General features: G+C 69.7%; 18 protein-coding genes and 1 tRNA gene. 3 read left to right on the top strand and 16 right to left on the bottom strand.

Annotated features, from left to right (window positions below):
* Positions 1-47: 47 nt before the first annotated feature.
* The gene (locus C5E07_RS12770; RefSeq protein ID WP_104243140.1) at positions 48-1,457 is read left to right on the top strand and encodes an MFS transporter; all 1,410 of its coding nucleotides are present in this window, start codon (positions 48-50) and stop codon (positions 1,455-1,457) included.
* Between the two features lie 190 nt (positions 1,458-1,647).
* Positions 1,648-3,669: an ABC transporter ATP-binding protein gene (locus tag C5E07_RS12775; protein ID WP_258063935.1), complete on the top strand. Its 2,022-nt coding sequence runs from the start codon at positions 1,648-1,650 to the stop codon at positions 3,667-3,669.
* Positions 3,670-3,702: 33 nt separating this feature from the next.
* Here C5E07_RS12775 and C5E07_RS12780 read toward each other — a convergent pair whose 3' ends face one another.
* From C5E07_RS12780 to C5E07_RS12845, 14 genes are all read right to left on the bottom strand, one after another.
* Entirely contained in the window at positions 3,703-4,269 is a 567-nt protein-coding gene (locus C5E07_RS12780) for an isochorismatase family protein (protein WP_104299709.1), read from the bottom strand.
* A 64-nt stretch (positions 4,270-4,333) separates the two neighbouring features.
* Positions 4,334-5,740 (bottom strand): D-alanyl-D-alanine carboxypeptidase/D-alanyl-D-alanine-endopeptidase, encoded by a 1,407-nt coding sequence (gene dacB, locus C5E07_RS12785; protein WP_104299710.1) that lies wholly within the window; start codon positions 5,738-5,740, stop codon positions 4,334-4,336.
* A 156-nt stretch (positions 5,741-5,896) separates the two neighbouring features.
* Complete coding sequence (locus tag C5E07_RS12790) at positions 5,897-6,679, bottom strand: dihydrofolate reductase family protein (protein WP_104299711.1); 783 nt, start codon at positions 6,677-6,679, stop codon at positions 5,897-5,899.
* Between the two features lie 63 nt (positions 6,680-6,742).
* Positions 6,743-7,672, bottom strand: a complete 930-nt coding sequence (gene folP / locus C5E07_RS12795) for a dihydropteroate synthase (protein ID WP_104299712.1) — start codon at positions 7,670-7,672, stop codon at positions 6,743-6,745.
* 95 nt (positions 7,673-7,767) lie between these two features.
* Positions 7,768-7,843 (bottom strand) — tRNA-Thr (locus C5E07_RS12800).
* 87 nt (positions 7,844-7,930) lie between these two features.
* Positions 7,931-9,529, bottom strand: coding sequence for an alpha/beta hydrolase (locus C5E07_RS12805; RefSeq protein ID WP_104243152.1), 1,599 nt, complete (start codon positions 9,527-9,529; stop codon positions 7,931-7,933).
* Positions 9,526-10,695: a DNA polymerase III subunit delta' gene (locus C5E07_RS12810; RefSeq protein WP_104243154.1), complete on the bottom strand. Its 1,170-nt coding sequence runs from the start codon at positions 10,693-10,695 to the stop codon at positions 9,526-9,528. The genes C5E07_RS12805 and C5E07_RS12810 overlap by 4 nt, the downstream gene beginning before the upstream one ends.
* A 2-nt stretch (positions 10,696-10,697) precedes the next feature.
* The gene (gene tmk / locus C5E07_RS12815) at positions 10,698-11,336 is read right to left on the bottom strand and encodes a dTMP kinase (protein WP_104299713.1); all 639 of its coding nucleotides are present in this window, start codon (positions 11,334-11,336) and stop codon (positions 10,698-10,700) included.
* Complete coding sequence (gene topA, locus C5E07_RS12820) at positions 11,333-14,227, bottom strand: type I DNA topoisomerase (RefSeq protein ID WP_104299714.1); 2,895 nt, start codon at positions 14,225-14,227, stop codon at positions 11,333-11,335. The genes tmk and topA overlap by 4 nt, the downstream gene beginning before the upstream one ends.
* Entirely contained in the window at positions 14,179-14,838 is a 660-nt protein-coding gene (locus tag C5E07_RS20005) for an Rv3654c family TadE-like protein (protein WP_104299715.1), read from the bottom strand. The genes topA and C5E07_RS20005 overlap by 49 nt, the downstream gene beginning before the upstream one ends.
* On the bottom strand, positions 14,745-15,113 hold the full coding sequence (locus tag C5E07_RS12830) for a TadE family type IV pilus minor pilin (RefSeq protein WP_258063937.1): 369 nt from the start codon (positions 15,111-15,113) through the stop codon (positions 14,745-14,747). Before C5E07_RS12830 ends, C5E07_RS20005 begins: the two co-directional genes overlap by 94 nt.
* Positions 15,110-15,328, bottom strand: coding sequence for a DUF4244 domain-containing protein (locus C5E07_RS12835; protein WP_181058019.1), 219 nt, complete (start codon positions 15,326-15,328; stop codon positions 15,110-15,112). The genes C5E07_RS12830 and C5E07_RS12835 overlap by 4 nt, the downstream gene beginning before the upstream one ends.
* A 118-nt stretch (positions 15,329-15,446) precedes the next feature.
* Positions 15,447-16,496 (bottom strand): type II secretion system F family protein, encoded by a 1,050-nt coding sequence (locus C5E07_RS12840; protein ID WP_104299716.1) that lies wholly within the window; start codon positions 16,494-16,496, stop codon positions 15,447-15,449.
* Positions 16,493-17,677 carry a TadA family conjugal transfer-associated ATPase gene (locus C5E07_RS12845; RefSeq protein WP_104299717.1) on the bottom strand — a complete coding sequence of 395 codons (1,185 nt, stop codon included), beginning with the start codon at positions 17,675-17,677 and terminating at the stop codon, positions 16,493-16,495. Before C5E07_RS12845 ends, C5E07_RS12840 begins: the two co-directional genes overlap by 4 nt.
* A 553-nt stretch (positions 17,678-18,230) precedes the next feature.
* On the opposite strand from C5E07_RS12845, the gene acs reads away from it, so the two are divergent.
* Entirely contained in the window at positions 18,231-20,198 is a 1,968-nt protein-coding gene (acs, locus tag C5E07_RS12850) for an acetate--CoA ligase (protein WP_104299718.1), read from the top strand.
* Positions 20,199-20,294: 96 nt separating this feature from the next.
* Here the strand turns inward: acs and C5E07_RS12855 are convergent, their stop codons facing one another.
* Both C5E07_RS12855 and C5E07_RS19535 read right to left on the bottom strand, forming a co-directional pair.
* A complete protein-coding gene (locus tag C5E07_RS12855; protein ID WP_104243168.1) occupies positions 20,295-20,756 on the bottom strand; it encodes a RidA family protein in 462 nt (153 codons plus the stop codon).
* Positions 20,757-20,758: 2 nt separating this feature from the next.
* Positions 20,759-20,917 carry a hypothetical protein gene (locus C5E07_RS19535; RefSeq protein ID WP_181058021.1) on the bottom strand — a complete coding sequence of 53 codons (159 nt, stop codon included), beginning with the start codon at positions 20,915-20,917 and terminating at the stop codon, positions 20,759-20,761.
* Positions 20,918-20,989: the final 72 nt, after the last annotated feature.

The raw sequence follows: 20,989 nt of genomic DNA on the forward strand, positions 1-20,989 counted from the left end.
GCACCGAAACCGCGACTCACCAGCGAGCCAGCTGTCTCAGGAGCAACGTGTCATCCCCCAGCAAGACCAAGACCGGAGCGTCCGTCGAGGAGTTCGAGGTCAAGAACTCCCGCGGCAAGGTCCTCACCGCGAGCCTCGTCGGAACCTCGATCGAGTTCTACGACTTCTACATCTACGCGACCGCCGCGAGCCTCGTCTTCCCGGCCCTCTTCTTCCCGAACGACAACGAGACGACGGCACTCCTCGCCTCGTTCGCCGTCTTCGGCGTCGCCTTCATCGCTCGCCCCATCGGGTCGATCCTCTTCGGCCACTTCGGCGACCGCATCGGCCGCAAGGGCACCCTCGTCGCGACGCTCCTCACGATGGGTATCGCCACCTTCGCGATCGGGCTCCTCCCGACGGCGCTCACGCCCGGCTGGGAGATCCTCGCGCCGACGCTGCTCGTCATCATGCGCTTCTGCCAGGGCCTCGGCCTCGGCGGCGAGTGGAGCGGCGCGGCCCTCCTCGCCACGGAGAACGCCCCGGCGAACAAGCGCGCCATCTACGGCACCTTCCCGCAGCTCGGCGCCCCCATCGGCTTCATCCTCGGCAACCTGCTGTTCGTGCTGCTCTCCCACTTCATGAGCGACGAGACCTTCTTCGCCTGGGGCTGGCGAGTGCCGTTCCTCCTCAGCGCCATCCTCGTCATCGTCGGCCTCTGGGTGCGCATCAGCCTCCTCGAGACGCCCGCGTTCGAGAAGGTCGTCGCCGCAGGCGAGGTCTCCAAGGTTCCGCTGTTCGCAGCGTTCAAGACCAGCTGGCGCCAGATCATCCTGGGCACGTTCATCATGCTCGCCACCTACGTGCTCTTCTACATGATGACCGCGTTCACGCTGTCCTTCGGGACGAAGGCCACGACCGAGCAGGCTGCCGCGAAGGCGGAAGCCGCCGGTGAGGCGTTCGACCGGTCCGCCTGGGTGCCAGGTCTCGGCTACATGCGCGAGCAGTTCCTCATCATGCTCATCGTCTCCGTCGTCTTCTTCGGCATCTTCACGCTCGTCTCCGGCCCGCTCGCCGAGAAGTACGGCCGCCGCAAGATGCTGCTCTGGACCACCGGCGCGATCTTCATCTTCGGCTTCGCCATGACCCCGCTGCTCGCTGGCGGATTCATCGGCACGCAGGGAATGCTCGTCATCGGCATGACGCTCATGGGCCTCACCTTCGGCCCCATGAGCGCCGTCCTCCCGGAGCTCTTCCCCGCCAACGTGCGCTACACCGGAAGCGCCATCGCCTACAACCTCTCGAGCGTCTTCGGCGCCGGCTTCGCGCCGACCGTCTTCATCGCGCTCTGGGCGTTCGGCGACGGTAGCCCGTTCTGGGTCGGCGTGTACCTCGCCGGCGCCGCGGTCCTCACCTTCGTGGCGCTGCTGATCTCCAAGGAGACCCGCGACATCGCGTACGTGACCAACACGAAGTAGTCGCCGCGCCTCATCGACGGGGGCCGTGCATCCACTGCGGATGCACGGCCCCTTCTCGTCTGCCTGCCCAGCGGGCCGGGAGGGGCGGATGCCCCAGGTCGGGGCGGGTACCCTTGGCGGGTGCGCGCACACGACTGCGCGCCATCGGCGTGCGCGCATCTCGGCGCGCTGCGGGCGAAAGGCCAGGAGTTTGGGCGACAAGCCAGTGGATGCAGGAGCAGTTGGCAGCGGGGAGACGGCGCAGAAGAAGCGCAGGGGATTCCCCGGGCGACCGGCTCGTGAGGCGTCGGGCGCACCGAGGGCGACCTTCAAGCAGCTCCTCCCGCACCTCCTCGTCAACAAGCCGCTGCTGGCGGGCATCATCGCCATCAGCGTGCTCAGCTCGGCGTTGAGCCTCGCCCAGCCGCTGCTCGTGAACGTGCTCATCGGCCAGGTCGAGGTCGGCACCATCGCCGCCTGGGTCGTGTGGGTGCTCGTGGGCGCCGTGGTCATCGGCGCTATCGCCAACGGGGTCCAGCACTTCCTCCTGCAGCGCACGGGCGAGTCGATCGTGCTCAACACGCGACGCCGCCTCGTCGCGAAGCTCCTGCGGCTGCCGGTCGCCGAGTTCGACGCCCGCAGGACGGGCGACCTCGTCTCCCGCGTGGGCAGCGACACCACCATGCTCCGGGCCGTGCTCACGCAGGGACTCGTCGAAGCCATCGGCGGCGCCCTCACCTTCATCGGTGCCGTCGTCGCGATGATCGTGCTCGATGGCGTCCTGTTCCTCATCACCTTCGCCGTCGTCGTCGTGGCCCTGCTGCTTGTCGTGGGCATGTCGATGCGCATCCGCGAGGCCAGCGCCGCGGCCCAGCAGAAGGTGGGCGACCTCACCGCCTCCGTCGAACGCGCCATTTCCTCGGTCAGGACCGTGCGGGCGTTCGGCGCGACCGAACGCGAGGAGCGCCTCGTCGACACCGACGCGGTCGGCGCCTACCAGCGTGGCCTCGACGTGGCCCGCATCTCCGCGTTCATCGTGCCCGTCGCGGGCTTCGCCATGCAGGGCGCGCTCATCGCGGTACTCGGCGTCGGCGGCCTGCGCGTGGCGGCAGGCGAGCTGAGCATCGCGAACCTCATCGCCTTCATCATGTTCCTGTTCATGATGATCATGCCGCTCGGCCTCTTCTTCGGCGCCCTCACCGCGGTGAACACCGCCCTCGGCGCGCTCGGGCGCATCGAGGAGATCATCGCGATCCCCGAAGAGGGGGCAGTCGACCGCGACGAGGCGGCGCTGGTCGTCCTCGAGGGGCCGGCCAACGAGCGCGGGGCACCGGACGCGCCCGCCGTGGAGTTCGAGGACGTCACCTTCCACTACCCGGAGGACGTCGTGCGCGCGCGGGCAGCTCGCGAGCGGGCAGCCGCGCGGCTCGAGACGATCCGCCGAGAGTCGTCGCGCGGCGGCATGGCAGCGGCCATGACGGGGGCCGCGTCCGACCCCGACGCTCGACTCTTCGCGGAGGACGGGGCTCAGGCGCGCGTCGAGGCGCCGCTGGTGCTCGACGGCGTCAGCTTCGCGCTGCGCCGCGGCGAGCGCCTCGCCCTCGTCGGCCCCTCCGGCTCGGGCAAGTCGACGGCCCTTGCCCTGCTCGAGCGCTTCTACGACCCCACGGGTGGCAGTATCCGCCTCGGCGGCGTGGACCTCCGCTCCATCGACCGGCAGCAGCTGCGCGCACAGCTCGGCTACGTGCAGCAGGACGCGCCCGTGCTCGCCGGAAGCCTGCGCGAGAACCTCCTCCTCGGCCGACCGGACGCCGACGACGTCGCCTGCGAGGAGGTGCTCCGCGAGGTGAACCTCGGGGACGTCCTCGACCGCAGCGACGACCGCCTCGACACCCAGGTCGGCGAGTCCGGCGTCATGCTCTCCGGCGGCGAGCGCCAGCGCCTCGCGATCGCCCGCGCCCTGCTCTCGGCCCCGCCCATCCTGCTGCTCGACGAGTCGACGTCAGCCCTCGACGGTGCCAACGAGCGGCTCATGCGCGACGCCCTCGACAAGGTCTCGGAGGGTCGAAGCGTCATCGTCATCGCCCACCGCCTGTCGACGGTCGTGGACAGCGACGAGATCGTGGTCCTCGAGCATGGTCAGGTGCTCGGCCGCGGCAAGCACCTCGAGCTCGTCGACACGGTCCCCCTCTACCGGGAGCTCGCACAGCACCAGCTGCTCCTCCCCCGCTGAGCCGGCCAGCTGGCCCGCACGCGGGCAGGAGCGCTACTCGACGGTGACGCCGGCGGCACGCAGCTCGTCGAGAGCCGCCGCGCGGGACGCTGCGGCCACGGCTGAGGTGAGGCCGTCGACGACACGCACCGTGAACCCCTCCCGGTGGGCGTCGAGCGCGGATGCCCGCACGCAGTGATCGGTCGCGATGCCCACGACGTCGAGGTGGTAGACGCCGCGAGCGCGCAGCGCCTCGGCGAGCGGCTCGCCCTCGGCGGTGGCACCGTCGAAAGCCGAGTAGGACGGCGAGCCCTGCCCCTTGAAGATGTGGAGGTCGACGAGCTTCGTGTCGAGCGCGGGGTGGTAGTCGGCGCCCGGCGTGCCGGCCACGCAGTGCTCCGGCCAGCTGTCGACGAAGTCGGGCTGCGGGTGGAAGTGCCCACCGTTGTCGCTGTCGGCGTCGTGCCAGTCGCGCGAGGCGACGACGACCGCGTAGTCCTCGCCGTGCTCCGCGAGGTGCTCGGTGATGCCAGCGGCCACGGCGGCACCACCGGCTGTCTCGAGGGCCCCACCCTCGGTGAAGTCGTTCTGGACGTCGACGATCAGCAGTGCGCGGCTCATGCCCCCAGTCTGCCGCAGCGTTCCTGGATGAGCCAGGCGCATCCGCGCCCGCTCAGCTCGTCGCTCACCAGTTGGCGAGGGATGCGCCGCACGAGTAGGCGCGGGCGGCGATGCTGTCGAGCGCGTCGCGGTTGGCGGGCGTCACGGCGCCGACGACGAAGAACGCGAAGGTCAGCCTGCTGCCGTCCGCGGCGGTCATGTAGCCGGCGAGTCCGTAGACCTCGTTGATCCACCCGGTCTTCGCCGTGATGGCGCCTGGGGGGACGCCCAGGGAGGTGAGCCTCGTCTGGAGGGTGCCGGTCTGGCCGGATGCGGGCAGGTCGTCGAGCATCTGGGACGCGGCGATGTCCGGCTGCGAGATGGCTTGCAGCAGCTCGGCGACGAGTTCGGGCGGGACTCGGTTGTCGGCGGACAGACCGGAGCCGTCCGCGAGAACGAGGCCGTCGGCGTCGAGGCCGAGGGTCGACAGAGCCTGGCTGGTCGAGGCTTGGATGGCGGCGAAGTCAGTGCCGACACCCTGCTCGATCGCGACGAGCCGCGAGAGCATCTCGGCGACGTTGTTGTCGCTGTCGATGAGGGCGTAGTGCACGAGTTCGGAGACCGGCTGCGACCAGACCTCTGCGAGCAGCGTCGCGCCCTCCGGCACGGTGCCGCTCGCGCCTGCCGTCGCGGCTCCGAGCCTCGTGGCGAACGCGCCAGCGGCGGCGCCGCTCGGGTCATCCGTGCGGGGCGAGACGAGGCTCGCCGGGTTCTGGCGTCCGCCGTCGACCATGAGCGCCGAGATCGGGCTGATGTAGCCGTCGGTGCGGTCCGCCTGCAACCACGACGGCTGCCACTCCGGCCCGCTGAACGCCGACTTGTCGACGAGCACCTGGGTGAGGGGCGTGCCGGAGAGGCTCGGGTCGCTCGCCCAGGCCGTCCGGGTCTGGGCGGCGAGGTCGGCGAGCGTCGCGGTCGCGCCGGAGTAGTAGCTGCCCGCCCCGGTGTCGGTGGAGGCGAGGGTCACGTCCCCACCTCCCACGATGACCACCGAGCCCGGCTCGCTGCCTGCGTAGACGCGTGTCGGGATGCGGAAGTCCGGGCCGAGCACCTGCATGGCCGCGGTCGTGGTGAGGAGCTTCATGACGGATGCGGTCGGCACCGCGTCCGTCGCCTTGCGCTCGTAGATCGCCTCGCCGCTCTGCGAGTCGACGACCACGCCGTGGAAGTCGAGGGCTCCTGCGGCGCTCGCCACGTCCTCGATGGAGCAGGTTCGCATCGGCTCGGCGGCGGTGGCCTCGACGGGTGCCACGCGAACCGCGCCGAGCGACTTGGCGGGGAGGACCTCGGACGTGCCGGCGAACGCCGGTGCTGCTGCTGCGAACCCGGCCGCGCCGGCCGCGAAGCCCCCTCCGAGCGCGAGGACGCCCGCGAGCGCGAAGCCGACGAGGCGACTGGCGACTGAGCGCGGGGACTTTCCTGACCTGGCCATGTCACCTCCGGGCGGAACGAGGGGCCGCGTCGTCGTTCGACGGCACGGCAAGCTGCAAGTCTAGCCAAGCGATGCGGGCGCCGCGCCTGACCGAGGATTCGGGGAGGCCTCCTGCCCGCTGGCGCGCTCGGCGGGGCAGGCGGGAGACTCGAGCCCTCAGCTCAGGCCGGCAGAGCGGAGGTAGTGGAGCAGCAGCGTGTCGTCGCACTCCAGGACACCGGCAAGGGCGAGCGGGTGCTGCGCAAGCGTCTCCGAGTGCGTGATGCGTCCACCCTGCCCACCAACCGACGCCGGCGAGATCGTCAGGCAGAGCTCGTCGAACGCGCCCTGAGCGTTGACCTCGCCAAACAGCGAGGGCCCGCCCTCGCAGAGCACCTCCGTGTGGCCCAGCTCGCGCAGCATGGCGCGGAGCTCGGTGACGTCGAGGGTTCCAGGGCGCTCCGGATGCTCCGGCACGGTGAGCACGGTCGCGACCTCCCGGAACGGTGCGAGCCGCTCGGGATCGGAGACGGGAGTCACCACGATGGGCGGTACGGGTGCATCCGCGAACATCTCGTGCTTCGGGTCGAGCGCGAGACGGTTCGAGACGATGCCCAGCGTCGGATGTGGGGGGCGCCCCCGCTCTTCGCGCCAGGCGACGGAGGGCTCGGAGACTCGAAGGCCCACGTAGCCTTCGTCGCGAAGGGTGCCAGCCCCCACAAGCACAAGGTCCGCGAGGCGACGCAGCAGCTCGAACACACGATGGTCCGCGGCGGTGCCGAGGCTCCCCGACCTGCCGTCGCCGCCCATCGCAGCCCCGTCGACGCTCGCCACGAAGTTCAGCCGGAACGCCCCGTTCGCGGGGTAGGCGTAGTGGGCGAGCAGCTGCTCGTCGTCGAGCTGCTCACGGGCACCCGCAGGACCGAGCAGCGAGCGGATCGCCGAGGATGGAGCGTTCATGCTGAGAGCATGCCACGCAGACGTGGACGGCAGTGGTGAGTCGAGTGCGAACTTGGGGGCGCCCTAGACGTTGTGTCGCGTGTACGCGGGCGCACGGAGGCCGAGGATCGCCTCGGTCATGCGGGTCGCGTCGACCGCCTCTGGCACGTTGTGCATGCGGACGATGCGAGCGCCGAGCAGGATGCACGCGACGGCCGCCGCCAGCGACCCGGCTACCCGCTCCCGCTTCGGCCTGTCGAGGCTCTCGCCGATGAAGTCCTTGTTGGAGACCGCGGCGAGGGAAGGGAAGCCCAGCGACGAGATCTCGTCGAAGTGCCGTGTCAGTGCGAGCGTGTGCAGCGTGTTCTTGTTGAGGTCGTGCCCCGGGTCGACGATGAGCTGGTCCTCCCCGACCCCCAGCTCGATGGCCCGCTCGGCGCGCGCCTGCAGGAACGAGCGCACCTCTCCCACCACGTCGTCGTAGTGCGGCCGGGCGAGCTCCGCCCGCGGGGCCGCGACGCTGTGCGTGATGACGAGCTGAGCACCCGAGCCCGCGACGACCCTCGCGAGGTCTTCGTCGCGGAGGCCGCTCGTGTCGTTGATGATGCCTGCGCCCGCTTCGAGGCACGCCTCGGCGACGCGTGCACGGTAGGTCTCCGCGGAGATGGGGATGCTGGTCCGCTCCCGCACGGCACGGATCACGGGCACCACCCGGCTGATCTCGTCCTGCTCGGAGAGCTCCTCACCTGGCGCGAAGGGCTGACCGCCGATGTCCACGATGTCCGCTCCCGCCCGCTCGGCGGCGAGCACCGCATCCACGGCACTCTCGAGCGCGAAGGTCGCCCCATCGTCGTAGAACGAGTCGGGGGTGCGGTTCACGATCGCCATGACCGCGACCCGGCGAGAGAAGTCGAACCCCTCCCCCTCGCCGAGCCGATGGACCGGGCTGCGCAGGCCCGGGAATGCCAGGGGCGGGTGCTGGTCGGGGTCTTGGTGGTGCCGGCGCTCGAGCATCTCATCAGCGTAGGCGAGGCGCGCTGAGGAGCGCGGCCGACTCGGTGCCGCCTGAGAAGACGAAAGCCCCTCCGCACCGAAGTGCGGAGGGGCGATGGGGCCGCCTGCGAGAATCGAACTCGCGACCTATTCATTACGAGTGAATCGCTCTGCCGACTGAGCTAAGGCGGCCTGCCTGCAGCTCAACTCCCTGGGGCGCTGAACTCGACACCAAAGCATAACGCACACTCAGCTCAAGTGCACATCGGGGTGTCGGAGTCAGCAGACGAGGCCCTCTGCGGGCACCGTCCCGTCGATGAAGTACGCGTCGACCGCGCCCGTGACGCAGCTGTCGCCCTGCGTGTAGGCGAGGTGTCCTTCACCCTCGAAGGTGACGAGCGTGGCCGATTCGAGCTGCTCGGTCACTGCCTCCGCCCACGCGTATGGCGTGGCCGGGTCGCCCGTGGTGCCGATGACCAGCACGGGGTCCGCACCCGCTCCCGTGACGGGCGCGAGCTCGTTGGTGGATGGGAACGCCCATTGCTGGCAGGTCGTGTCGCCGAGCGCTTCAGGGCCGGGGATGCCGATGGGGGTCGACTCCGCGATCTGCCGGTTGAAGTCGGCGATCTTCGCGGGATCGGTCTCGACCGGGTAGTCGAGGCAGTTGATGGCCGTGAACGCCTCGAACATGTTGTCCGCGTAGGTGCCGTCGGGCTCGCGCCCGTAATAGGAGTCGCTGAGCGCGAAGAATCCTGCCGGGTCGCCGGTGGCCTCGTAGGCGGCGAACGCCTCGCTCAGGTACGGCCAGCTCTGGTCGTTGTACAGGGCCGAGCTGATGGCGGTGTCGATGACGCTGCTGGTGAGCTTCCGCCCGTCGGCGTTGTTGGGGAGCGTGTCGTCGGCCTCGGCCATGAGGGCGTTGATCTTCGCGATCGCGTCGTCGACGCTGCCCGTGAATGGGCAGCTGGTCGTCGTCAGGCAGTCCTCGAGGTAGGTGCGGGTCGCTTCGCCGAACGCGCCCTGCTGGGCGAGCACGACCTCGAAGGTCGAGAGCGTGGGGTCGGTCGCGCCGTCGAGCACGACGCGTCCGACGGTCTCGGGGAACATGTCGATGTACTGCGCGCCGATGTCGGTGCCATACGAGAACCCGAAGTAGTTGACCTTCGGGTCGCCGACGAGGGCTCGCATCATGTCGAGGTCCTTGACGGTGCTCTTCGTGTCGACGAACTCGAGGAGAGCCCCCGTGTTCTCGAGGCAGTCGTCGGCGAACTCCTTGGAGTTCGCGGTCACCGCGTCGATGATCTGCTGGTCGGTCGCCGTCTCGGCGTCGAGTTCCTCGTCGACGCCGTAGAACCATTCGTCCATGCCTGCGTCGTCGCGGCAGTCGACGGCGCTCGATTCCCCGACGCCGCGCGGGTCCCAGCCCACGATGTCGAAGTCGTCCATGAGCTCGGGCGTGAAGACGTACTCGGCGCTGTCGCGGACGAAGGAGATGCCGGAGGCGCCGGGGCCACCCGGGTTCGTGAAGATCGTGCCGAGGGGGTTGCCGCTCGCTGCTGGCACCTTGACCATGGCGAGCTCGATCTTCTCGGACGCCCCGTCGCCCCAGTTCATGGGAGCTTCTGCGGTGGCGCACTCGCGCCCGTTGCCGCAGTCGCCCCAGTCGAGGTCCTGCTCGTAGTACGCCTGGATGCTCGGCTCGAGCCCGGAGGGCACGAGCTGCGCGTCTTCCTGCGGCCCGCGGTCTCCCGACGTTCCGGGGCCAGAGAGGGTCGTGATGAGCGTGCATCCGCTGAGCGCGAAGATGACGGCGGCTGTGAGGAGCGAGGCGCCGATGCCCCGCGCCGTCGCTCGAGCGCGGGTGGTCGTTCTGGTCATGATGCTCCCTGCTGCTTCTGCGTCCAGCTGATCAAGAATGCCTCCAGCACGAGCGCCACGGGCACGTTCGCGGCGAGTCGTGCGCGAGCCTTGCTGACGGCGTCGATGCTGGTGAGCACGTCGTCGGAGCTGCGGGAGCCCGTTGCGGCTTCCAGCTCGCTCCTCCGGTGCTCGTTGACGAGCTCGACGGGCAGCTCGAGCTGCAGCATGAGCAGGTCGCGCAGCAGGGAGACGGAGTCGGTGAGGATGCGATCGATCGCGTCGACCTGCCCTCGCTTGGCCCGGCGCTTCTGGTGCTCCTCGAGCTCGCGGATCTGGCCGCGCAACTGCCGTGGCACCGCCTGTCCCGGTGTCAGCCCGAGCGAGCGGAATGCCGCGGCGCGCTCGTGCTCGTCGCGATCGGCGGCGTTGGCGGTTGCATCTTCGTCGGCGATGGTGACGAGCTGCGCGGCCTTGCGAACGGCCTCGCCGGTGGTGCGGATGTCGAGCAGCCCGTCGAGCGACGCGTCGCGCCTCCCCCAGGCGTCTTCGCTGGTCGCAAGGCGCTTGGCCATGCCGACGTGGCTCTGCGCTTCGCGGGCGGCACGCAGCGCGGTGTCGGGCTCGATCCCGTCGCGCCGGACGAGCAGGGCCGCGACGTCTCGAACCGCGGGGACGCGCAGGCGCACGCTGCGCACTCGCGAGCGGATGGTCGGCAGCAGGTCGGCCTCGCTCGGAGCACAGAGCACCCAGACGGTCGATTCCGGCGGCTCCTCGATCGCCTTGAGGAGGGTGTTGGAGGTGCGTGCGACCATGCGGTCGGCGTCCTCGACGATGATGACCCTGTAGCGCCCGGTCATGGGGGACATGGAGGCGCGTTCGACGAGCTCGCGGGCGGTCTTGATGTCCAGCTGCACGGTCTCGGTCACGACCGCCGTGAGGTCGGGATGTGAGCGAGCGCGCACCTGCACGCACGACGGGCACACCCCGCATCCGCCGTCCGGGCAGAGGAGCGCGGCCGCGAAGGCGTAGGCCATGTTGCTTCGGCCGGAACCCGGAGGGCCGGTGATGAGCCAGGAGTTGGTCATGCCACTCGGGTCGATCGCTCCCCGCTTCGAGGCTTTCGCCGCGTTGGAGAACAGCGCTATCGCGTCATCTTGACCGGACAGGTCGTCCCAGACGGTCACGGCTACTCGCTCGCCGACTGCCGCTCGAGGAGCTCGGCGACGCGGGTGCGGATGAGCTCGGCCACGTGCTCTCGAGGCTGGGTCGCGTCGATGACGAGGAACCTGTCGGGGTCTGCTGCGGCGAGGGCGAGGAACGCCGAGCGGACGGAGTCGTGAAACGCCTTGGACTCCGCTTCGAGCCGATCGTAGGTGCCGCGGGTCTCGCCGATGCGGCGGCGGCCCTCTTCCGGGTCGAGGTCGAAGAGCACGGTGAGGTCGGGAAGGAGGCCGCGCGCGGCCCAGAGCGAGAGGTCTCTGACCTCGTCGGCGCCGAGCTCACGACCGGTCCCCTGGTACGCGATCGAGGAGTCGAGGTACCGGTCCTGCACGACGATGTCGCCGCGCTCGAGGGCTGGCCGCACGACCGTCGCGATGTGCTGTGCGCGGTCGGCGGCGTACAGGAGCGCCTCGGCTCGCGCGTCCATGTGCCCCTTGCGGTGGAGCACGAGCTCTCGGATGTCGGCGCCCAGGTCGGTGCCGCCTGGTTCGCGGGTGCGCACGACCTGCTGGCCGAGCGAGTTCAGCCAGTTCTCGAGCAGGCCCGAGTGCGTCGACTTCCCTGCCCCGTCGCCGCCCTCGAGCGTGATGAAGAGGCCCGTCATTCGGTGGCTGCTGCTTCGCTGGCCTTGGCGGCCGGCTTCTTGGCGGGTGCGCGCTTCGCGGCCGGCTTCTTCGCGGCGGTCGTCTTCGCCGTCGTCGACTTGGCCGCCGGCTTCTTCGCGGCAGGCTTCTTGGCGGCGGGCTTCTTCGCGGCCGTGGTCTTGCGCTTCACCGGTCCCTTGGCGCGCTTGTCGGCGAGCATCTGCACGGCCTCTTCGAAGGTGACATCCTCGGGGTTCGCGCCCCGTGTGACGGTCACGTTCGTCTCGCCGTCGGTCACGTACGGCCCGAAGCGGCCGTCCTTGATCTTGATCGGCTTTCCGCTGACCGGGTCGGCTTCGAACTCCTTGATCGCGGCCTTCGTGGTGCGAGCACCGTACTTGGGCTGCGCGAACAGCTCGTGCGCCGCTTCGAGCGTGACCGTGAAGATCTCGTCCTCGCTCGTGAGGGAGCGGGTGTCGGTCCCCTTCTTCAGGTACGGGCCGTAGCGGCCGTTCTGCGCGGTGATCTCCGCACCTGTCTCGGCGTCGACGCCGACGACCCTGGGCAGCTCGAGCAGCCCGATGGCCTGCTCGTAGGTGACCTGCTCGGGGATCATGGACTTGAAGAGCGATGCGGTGCGCGGCTTGTCTGCCGCGGCGGCCTTCTTGGCGCGCGGCTTCTTGACGGGGCGCCCCTCGGCCGCAGCGGCTTTCGCCTCCGCCTCTTCCGCGAGTGCCTTGGCCTTCGCGTCCGCCTCCGCGGCGGCCTCTTCAGCTTCGGAGGGGCCTTCGGTCACGTAAGGGCCGAAGCGGCCGTCCTTGACGAGGATGCGCTTGCCGGTCTCGGGGACGACGCCGAGCACGCGGTCGGTCTGGATCGGTGCCTCGACGAGCTCGATCGCCTTCTGGGCCGTCAGCTCGTCCGGGGCCAGCTCCTCAGGCACGTTCACGCGGCGAGGAGTGTCGCCCTCCGTCTCCGGCGCCACCTCGAGGTACGGGCCGTAGCGTCCGATGCGGAGCACGATGCCGTCGGCGAGGGGGGTGGAGTTGATCTCGCGGGCGTCGATCTCACCGAGGTTGTCGATGACGCCGCGCAGGCCCTTGTGGTCGTCGGTGCCGAAGTAGAAGCCCCGCAGCCAGTCGTTGCGCTGCTCGGATCCTGCGGCGATCCGGTCGAGGTCGCCTTCCATCTGCGCCGTGAAGTTGTACTCGACGAGGTCGTGGAAGTGCTCCTCCAGGAGGCGGACGACGGAGAAGGCCGTCCAGCTGGGGACCAGTGCGCTGCCGCGCGGTGCGACGTAGCCGCGGTCGATGATCGTGGAGATGATCGACGCGTAGGTGGACGGACGGCCGATGCCGAGCTCGTCGAGGGTCTTGACGAGGCTGGCTTCCGTGTAGCGCGGGGGTGGGCTCGTCTCGTGGCTCTTGGCGTCTGCCGTCTCGGTCTCGAGCTTCTGGCCCTTCTCGAGCGGCGGCAGCTTGGCCTCCGCGGTCGTCGAGTCGTCGCGCGCTTCGTCCTTGCCCTCCTCGTAGGCGGCGAGGAAGCCGCGGAAGGTGATGACGGTGCCGGATGCCTGGAACTCCGCCGCGCGGCTGGTGACCGTCCCCTGCGCATCGGACACGTCGACAGGCGAGGCGTCGATCGTGACGGTGGCCGTCTGCCCCTTGGCGTCGGCCATCTGCGAGGCGATGGTCCGCTTCCAGATGAGGTCGTAGAGCTTGAAGTCGTTCGGGCTCAGCTTGGGGCGCAGCTCGCTGGGAAGCGCGAAAGTGGACCCTGCTGGCCTGACCGCCTCGTGCGCTTCCTGCGCGTTCTTCGACTTGGAGCCGTAGAGGCGGGGAGCGGCGGGGACCGTCTCGGCGCCGTAGAGCTTCGACGCCTGCGTGCGGGCCGCGTTGAGGGCCTGCGATGAGAGCGACGACGAGTCGGTACGCATGTAGGTGATGTACCCGTTTTCGTACAGCGACTGGGCGACGCTCATCGTCTGGCGGGCGGTGAAGCGCAGCTTGCGCGCCGCCTCCTGCTGGAGCGTCGAGGTCGTGAACGGCGCGGCGGGGCGGCGCGTGTACGGCTTGGACTCGACGGAGGAGACCGTGAGGGGCACGGTGCCCGCGGTGAGCTGCACGGTCAGCGTGGTCGCCTCGGCCTCGCCGAGGATCACGCTGGTGTTCTTGAGCACACCGTGATCGTCGAAGTCGCGTCCGGTGGCGACGCGCTCGCCGTCGAGCTTCGTGAGGCGGGCGACGAAGGCTGCGCCGTCCTTGCCGGGCTCCGGCGCGAAGCGTGCTTCGACGCCCCAGTAGCTGGCCTTGACGAAGGCGAGGCGCTCGCGCTCGCGGTCGACGATGAGGCGTGTCGCCGCTGACTGCACGCGGCCGGCGGAGAGCCCGGGGCCGACCTTGCGCCACAGGACCGGGGAGACCTCGTAGCCGTAGAGACGGTCGAGGATTCGCCTGGTCTCCTGGGCGTCGACGAGGTGCACGTCGATGTCGCGAGTCCGGTCCTTGGCCGCCTCGATCGCCTCGCGGGTGATCTCGTGGAAGACCATGCGCTTGACGGGGACCTTCGGCTGGAGCACCTGCAGGAGGTGCCAGGCGATGGCCTCTCCTTCGCGGTCCTCATCAGTTGCGAGGATGAGCTCGTCGGCATCCTTCAGAGCTCGCTTGAGCTCGGCGACGGTCTTCTTCTTCTGCTCGGAGACCACGTAGTAGGGCTCGAAGCCGTTGTCGACGTCGACGCTGAACTTGCCGAGGGAGCCCTTCTTGAGTTCCGGCGGGAGGTTCTTGGGCTCGATGAGGTCGCGAATGTGTCCGACGGAGGCGAGCACGGTGTAGTCATCACCGAGATACTGCGAGATGCTCTTCACTTTGGTCGGCGACTCGACGATGACCAGTGTGTTGCTGCCTGACACAAGCGTTCCTTGGATGGGTCTGCGTGCTTTCGCACGGCGATTCCGGCTGGCCGGAGTGATGTGGGGGCTGTTGCCACCCGTCGGCGCCCATTATATGGACGGGCTGGTCTGTGAACGGGCTGGCTGAAACGGAAGGCTTCCAAATGCTGGCGGCTCCGCCTCACGTCTTCTCGTTCCGGCGGCGGTCCTGCCCTCGACGATTCCGAAAAGACGAACGGGCCGGACTCTACACGAACTCGCACAACGGCCTCCCGGCCATCGGTCGCGCACTCCTCCAGCGATGCGCCGTTCGCCTCGACGACGCGACCCGCTTCCGCACACGGTTCTCCGTCCAGATACCCCGAGGCGACGTCCGCCGCCGCGAGCGCCCCGGCATCCGCGGCCGCCTGCGCAGCTTGCCTGGCGGGGAAGGCAGCCAGCATGCCGATCGCGCCGATGGAGATCGCGAGGACGAGCAGCCCGACGGCGAGCACGACGACCCCGACGGCGCCGCGCTCTCCGGCGAGCTTCGCGGCGATCACCTGCCACCACCGAGAGCGCAGGCGCGTGCGGCGACCGTGACGGGCAGCTCCCGCTGGCCGAGTTCGAGCGGCGCGGATGCGAGCGCGCACACGAGCCCACCCGCGTGGCTGATCTCGAGCTTCGCGTCGGGCACGAGCGCCCGGATGCGGGCACGCGCGATGGACTCGTCGTCGCCCCTGGCGATGAGCCTGACCGAGTCGGCGACCGCATCCTGCAGCCGCACCTGCACCACGACGCCCTGGAGTCCGGCGAGGCACAGCGCGAGCAGGAGGACGACGGCGGGTGCGACGATGGCGAACTCCGCGGTCGCGGAGCCCCGGCACGAGCGGGCGAGCTGTCGCCACCGCGGCACCCGAAGCATCATTCGTCCAGCGTGAGCGCGGTCCGGATGATGTTCTCGAGCAGTTCGCGGACCTCGTCGCTCTGCATGATGACGACGAGGAGTCCCGCGAAGGCGACGGCGGCCATGGTCGCGATCGCGTACTCGGCGGTCGCCGCACCCTCCTCGTCGTGGAGACGGGCTCGGAGTCTCGTGAGGATGGCGCGTGGGCCTGCGCTGAGGCGGTCGTTGGTGAGCAAGGTTGTACCTCTCTTATTGGTTGTCAGTTCGGAGTCGGCACGAGCGTCGAGGGGCAGCCGTCTGGGCTGCCGAAGGAGTGGCGGAGGTGGCGGCGGCGGCGCGCCCTCGAGGCGCGCATCACAGCCGCGAGATCGTCTGGGTGAGCACCGCGAGGATGAGCGGCGCGACGCCGAGGAGCAGGAACGCGGGGAGCACGCAGAGCCCGAGCGGCAGCATGAGGCGCACTCCGAGCTGCGCGGCGTTCCGGCTCGATGCGGCTCGGGCGTCTCGGCGCTCCAGTGCGGCCTCGCTGCGGAGGAGCTCGGCGGCGGGTACTCCGGCGTCTCTGGCGAGGTCGAGGACCCGCTCGATGCGACCGTCTGAGCGCGAGGCTTCCCGAATCGGCCGGTCGCCGTGGGCCAGGTCGGCGTCTTCGAGGACACGCTCGACCTGATGCAGGACGGTGCCGGCGGATGCCCCGCCGAGCATGCCGAGCGCCGTCAGGTCGAGTGCAAGGCCCGGCACCGGGTCTCGTCTCGAGGCCGCCGCGATGAGGGCGCGGTTCCAGAGGTGCGCGGTCGTCATGAGCGCGAGGCCGCCGACGAGGCAGGCCAGGCCGATGGGGGTGCCGAAGAGCACGGCGAGGCTGTCGAAGCCGAGCGCGAGGCCGAGCAGCACCCCCACTGCGGGCAGACCCATGACGAGGCGTGCGGCGCTGCTCGGGCCGGCGAGCGCGAGCTCGACATCGCGCTCGGCTGCTGCATGATCTCGGAAGGACTGCCCGAGGTCGGCGAGGCCGCGGGCGAGCGGGGCACCCGTGCGTTCGGCGAGCGACCACGCGCAGCCGAGGGAGCGCCAGCTCGTCGCCTGCTGCTCTCGGAGTATCGCGCCGACGCGCTGGCCCGAACGCAGGCCTCGCGCGACCCGGAGCTCGACGGGCTCGGCGATGTCGACGCGCGGCGGCGCCACCCTCACGCGGAACACGGCGATCGCTCGTCGTCGCAGCTCGCCTCGGAGCGCGCTTCCCGCCCGAGCGCGATGACTCGCCGGGTGCGCCGACTCGGCTGCGGCGAAGCTCGCGACGTGCTGCCAGGCGGAGGCCGCCGTGGCGCCGCCGAGGAGCAGTGCGGCCAGGCGCTCGACGACCGCAGCCGTCTGCTCGGCCTCGTCGATGGCCTGCCTCGTCATGACCGCCTGGGCTCTCGGTGACGGGTTCCGGTCGTGCCGGTCCCCGTCCCCGCCTCAGGGAGGGACGTGGACCCGGCGACGTCGACGCCGGGCGCGCCCCGCGGGCGCGTCACCGTGGCGATCGCCAATCGGCCAGCAGCATCGAGACGGAACTCGCCGATCTCCGCGAGTCGTCGATGCCCGGACGGGGTGCGCTCGACGTGCATGACGAGGTCGATGGCACTCACCGTCTGCCGCGCAACCGCGTCCGGTGTCATCCCCGCGAGCGCACCGAGGGCCTCCAGCCGGGAGGGCACGTCCGCGAGCGAGTTCGCGTGCAGCGTGCCCGCGCCGCCGTCGTGGCCGGTGTTGAGGGCCGCCAGCAGCTCCCGCAGCTCCGCGCCACGGCACTCGCCGAGCACGAGGCGGTCAGGGCGCATCCGCAGGGACTCGCGGACGAGGCGCTCGAGGGGCACGCTGCCCGCGCCTTCGATGTTCGCCTGCCTCGCCTCCAGCGAGACGCTGTGCGGGTGCGCGATACGCAGCTCAGCTACGTCCTCGATCAGGATGATGCGGTCCCGCGCATCGGCCTCCGAGAGCATGGCAGCCAGGAAGGTCGTCTTCCCGCTTCCGCCCGCACCGGTCACGAGGACGTTCGCTCGGGTCCGCACCGCCTCGCGAACGAGTTCCTCGGCACCGGGAGCGAAGAACGCCTGTCGGTCGAGCTGCTCAAGCGTGAGCTGACGAACCTTCGGGGCTCTGATCGAGAGCAGGGTGCCCGTGGTCGAGACGGGCGGGAGCACGGCGTGCACCCGGATGCCGTCGGCGATCCGCACATCCACGCATGGCGCGGATTCGTCGAGGTGCCGTCCGCCGGCCGCGACGATGCGGACCGCGAGTTCCCGCAGCGCCCGCTCGCTCGGGGCCAGCCAGGACTCCTCCCGCTCGGCGCCGCTCCCCCGGTCGACGTACAGCCCGTCGCAGCCGTTGACGAAGAGGTCGGTCACCTCGCCGTCTGCCACGTACCCGGCGAGCGGGCCGAACGCGTCCGCTTGGCCTCGGGTGAGCGAGCGCACCGATCGCGGTGTGGAGTCGTCGAAACCGGCGCGTGGCGGCAACGTGAGCGACGCGGCTCGGTCGGCTGCTGGACGAGCGACGAACCGCTGGGCGGGCGCTGCGCCGGAGCCTGAGGTGAAGGACATGCAGGAAGCGTACGAACGGCCGCGCTCGAGCGCGGGCGACGGTGCGCCGATTGGGGAGGAGCGTTCTCCACAGGTCCAGGAGCCGCAGAGTCGCGCGGTTAACTGAAGAGGCGCCCGGACAGGGGGATATCCGAGCGCCTCAGCTCATGCAGCGTTCAGGGGGGTTGATTGCTGCAGAGCGACGACAGTTGCGACAGAGAGCGAAACCATCGAAGTCCATGCTAGTGCATATTTCGCCCGAGACCACGTCTGGTTCCCGGACAATCGAAAAATGTTCGGCTGGGCACTCACGACCGCACGGCTGCACGAATCCCGCACGCTGAAAGGCCGGTGGGGCTGCGCTCCGGCGCTCGGAGACCGAGCGTCGAGCGCGTCGCCGCTGGCACTGCTGCCGGTTCACTTCCGCGGGACCCGGCGCCGCAGGGATCCTCCGAAGCGCTCCGACATTCCCCCCGAAAGGCGGGAGTCGGAGCACATGCTGGCTCCGTAGACTTCTCAGAGGCTGCGCCGCAATGAGGTGGCGCGGCATCGCAACGACGCGAAAGGACCTGTGGTGGCTGACAAGATCGAACACCTCCTGGAAGACCTCGAGACCTTCCCGCCCAGCGACGACTTCACGTCCTCCTCCCCCGTGCCGGCCGACCTCGGCGCACGGGCAGAAGAAGACCGGCTCGGATTCTGGGCCGAGCAGGCCAAGGAGTTGCACTGGTCGACGCCGTTCACCGAGGTCCTCGACTGGAGCGATGCTCCCTTCGCGAAGTGGTTCGCCGATGGCACGCTCAACGCGAGTTTCAACTGCGTCGACCGTCACGTGCTCGCCGGCAACGGCGACCGAGTCGCGATCTACTGGGAGGGCGAGCCCGGCGACAAGCGCACCATCACGTACTCCGACCTCCTCGGCGAGGTGAAGCGGGCCGCGAACCTCCTGGAGAGCCTCGGCGTCGCGGCCGGAGACGTCGTCGCCATCTACATGCCCATGATCCCGGAGACCGTCGTCGCGATGCTCGCCTGCGCGCGCATCGGTGCCATCCACTCGGTCATCTTCGGCGGCTTCAGCGCCGACTCCATCCGCAGCCGCGTCGAGGATGCGAACGCGAAGCTCGTGATCACGAGCGACGGCTCCATCCGCAAGGGGCGGATCTTCCCCCTCAAGGAGACCGTGGATGCGGCGCTCGAGGCAGACGGGCACACCGTCGAGCACGTGCTCGTCGTCCGTCGCGCCGACAACGAGCCGTCGCTGACCCCGGGGCGTGACCTCTGGTGGCACGAGGAGATCGCGCAGGTGAGCGATGAGCACGTCGCGAAGCCGTTCCCCGCCGAGCACCCGCTCTTCATCCTCTACACATCGGGCACGACCGGGAAGCCGAAGGGCCTCCTGCACACGACCGGCGGCTACCTCACCCAGACGTCGTTCACGCACCGCACCATCTTCGACCTGAAGCCGGAGCAGGACGTCTACTGGTGCTCGGCCGACGTCGGCTGGGTGACCGGCCACAGCTACTTCGTCTACGGACCGCTCGCGAACGGTGCGACGCAGGTCATGTACGAGGGCACGCACGACACCCCGGACCTCGGCCGCTGGTTCGACATCATCGAGCGCTACGGCGTCACGATCTTCTACACGGCGCCGACGGCGATCCGCGGATACATGAAGTCGGGCAGGCAGATCCCCGCGAAGTACGACCTCTCCTCGATCCGCCTCCTCGGCTCCGTGGGGGAGCCGATCAACCCTGAGGCCTGGTCCTGGTACCGGGAGGTCATCGGCGGCAACCGCGTGCCCGTCGTCGACACCTGGTGGCAGACCGAGACGGGCGCCATCATGATCTCCGCGATCCCGAGCCAGGTCTCGCTCAAGCCCGGCGCAGCGCAGGTGCCTGTTCCCGGGGTGGTCGTCGAGGTCGTCGACGACAAGGGCGAGCGCGTCAACCCCGGCGAGATGGGGCTCCTCACGATCACGGAGCCGTGGCCGTCGATGACTCGAGGCATCTACGGCGACCGGGAGCGGTTCATCGAGACGTACTGGTCCCAGTTCCCTGGCCGCTACTTCGCCGGCGACGGTGCCGGCGTCGACAAGGACGGGCACCTCTGGCTGCTCGGCCGAGTGGACGACGTCATGAACGTCTCCGGCCACCGGCTCTCGACGACCGAGATCGAGTCGGCGCTCGTCGACCACCCGTTCGTCGCCGAGTCGGCGGTGGTCGGCGCGAGCGACGAGACGACGGGGCAGGCGGTCGTCGCCTTCGTCGTCCTGAAGGAGAGCAAGAAGGCGGAGATCGAGGCCTCTGATGCTCCGAAGGTGCTGCGCGAGCACGTGTCGACGAAGATCGGCGCGATCGCTCGCCCCCGTCAGGTGTATGTCGTCGCAGAGCTCCCCAAGACCCGTTCCGGCAAGATCATGCGGCGCCTGCTGCGCGATGTGGCAGACGGCAAGGCGGTCGGCGACACGACGACCCTGACCGACGCCTCGGTGATGTCGGCGATCTCCTCCGGCGTCGCATCCGGAGCCGCCGACGACGATTGACCCGACGCAGCCAGAACGACGGAAGCCCTGCATCCCTCGGAGGAGGGATGCAGGGCTTCCGTCGGTTCAGCTGCTCGCGCCGCGCGCGGCGGGTCGTTACTCGTACGCGACGATGAGGTCGACCTCGACCGGTGAGTCGAGCGGCAGCACGGCGACGCCCACCGCGGCGCGGACGTGCGTGCCCGCGTCGCCGAAGGCGAGCCCCAGCATCTCGGAGACGCCATTCGCGACGAGCGGCTGCTCGGTGAAGTCGGGGGCGGATGCGACGTAGACGGTGACCTTCACGACCCGCGTCACGCGATCGAGGTCGCCGATGACGGACTTGATGGCCGCAAGCGCGTTGAGCCCGGCGAAGGCCGCGAACTCGATGGCATCGTCGCGCGGCACCTCAGCGCCGACCTTGCCCTTCTCGGGGAGCGCTCCCTCGATGAACGGGAGCTGCCCCGACGTGTACACGAGGCCGCCGTGCTCGACTGCGGGCACGTAGGCGGCGACCGGAGCGGCAACCGGAGGCACCGCCATTCCCATCGCACCGAGACGTTCTTCTACCTGGCTCATGCTCACTCCCCCGCGATCGGGCGCTTCATGTAGGCGACGGATCCGCCCTCAGCATTCGTGGAAACCTGCACCAGCTCCCAGCCCTGAGCACCCCAGTTGTTGAGGATGACAGTGGGGGTGTGCAATGGGAGCGGGGTGATGAAATATTCCCACTTCTGCATGGACGTCCTCCTGTGCGATGAGCGCTCAGGCTCTTCATGGGGTACTCATTGAACACTCCTGAAGACGCCACG

This window comes from Pseudoclavibacter sp. RFBJ3, assembly GCF_002931375.1.
Taxonomy (GTDB): domain Bacteria; phylum Actinomycetota; class Actinomycetes; order Actinomycetales; family Microbacteriaceae; genus Pseudoclavibacter.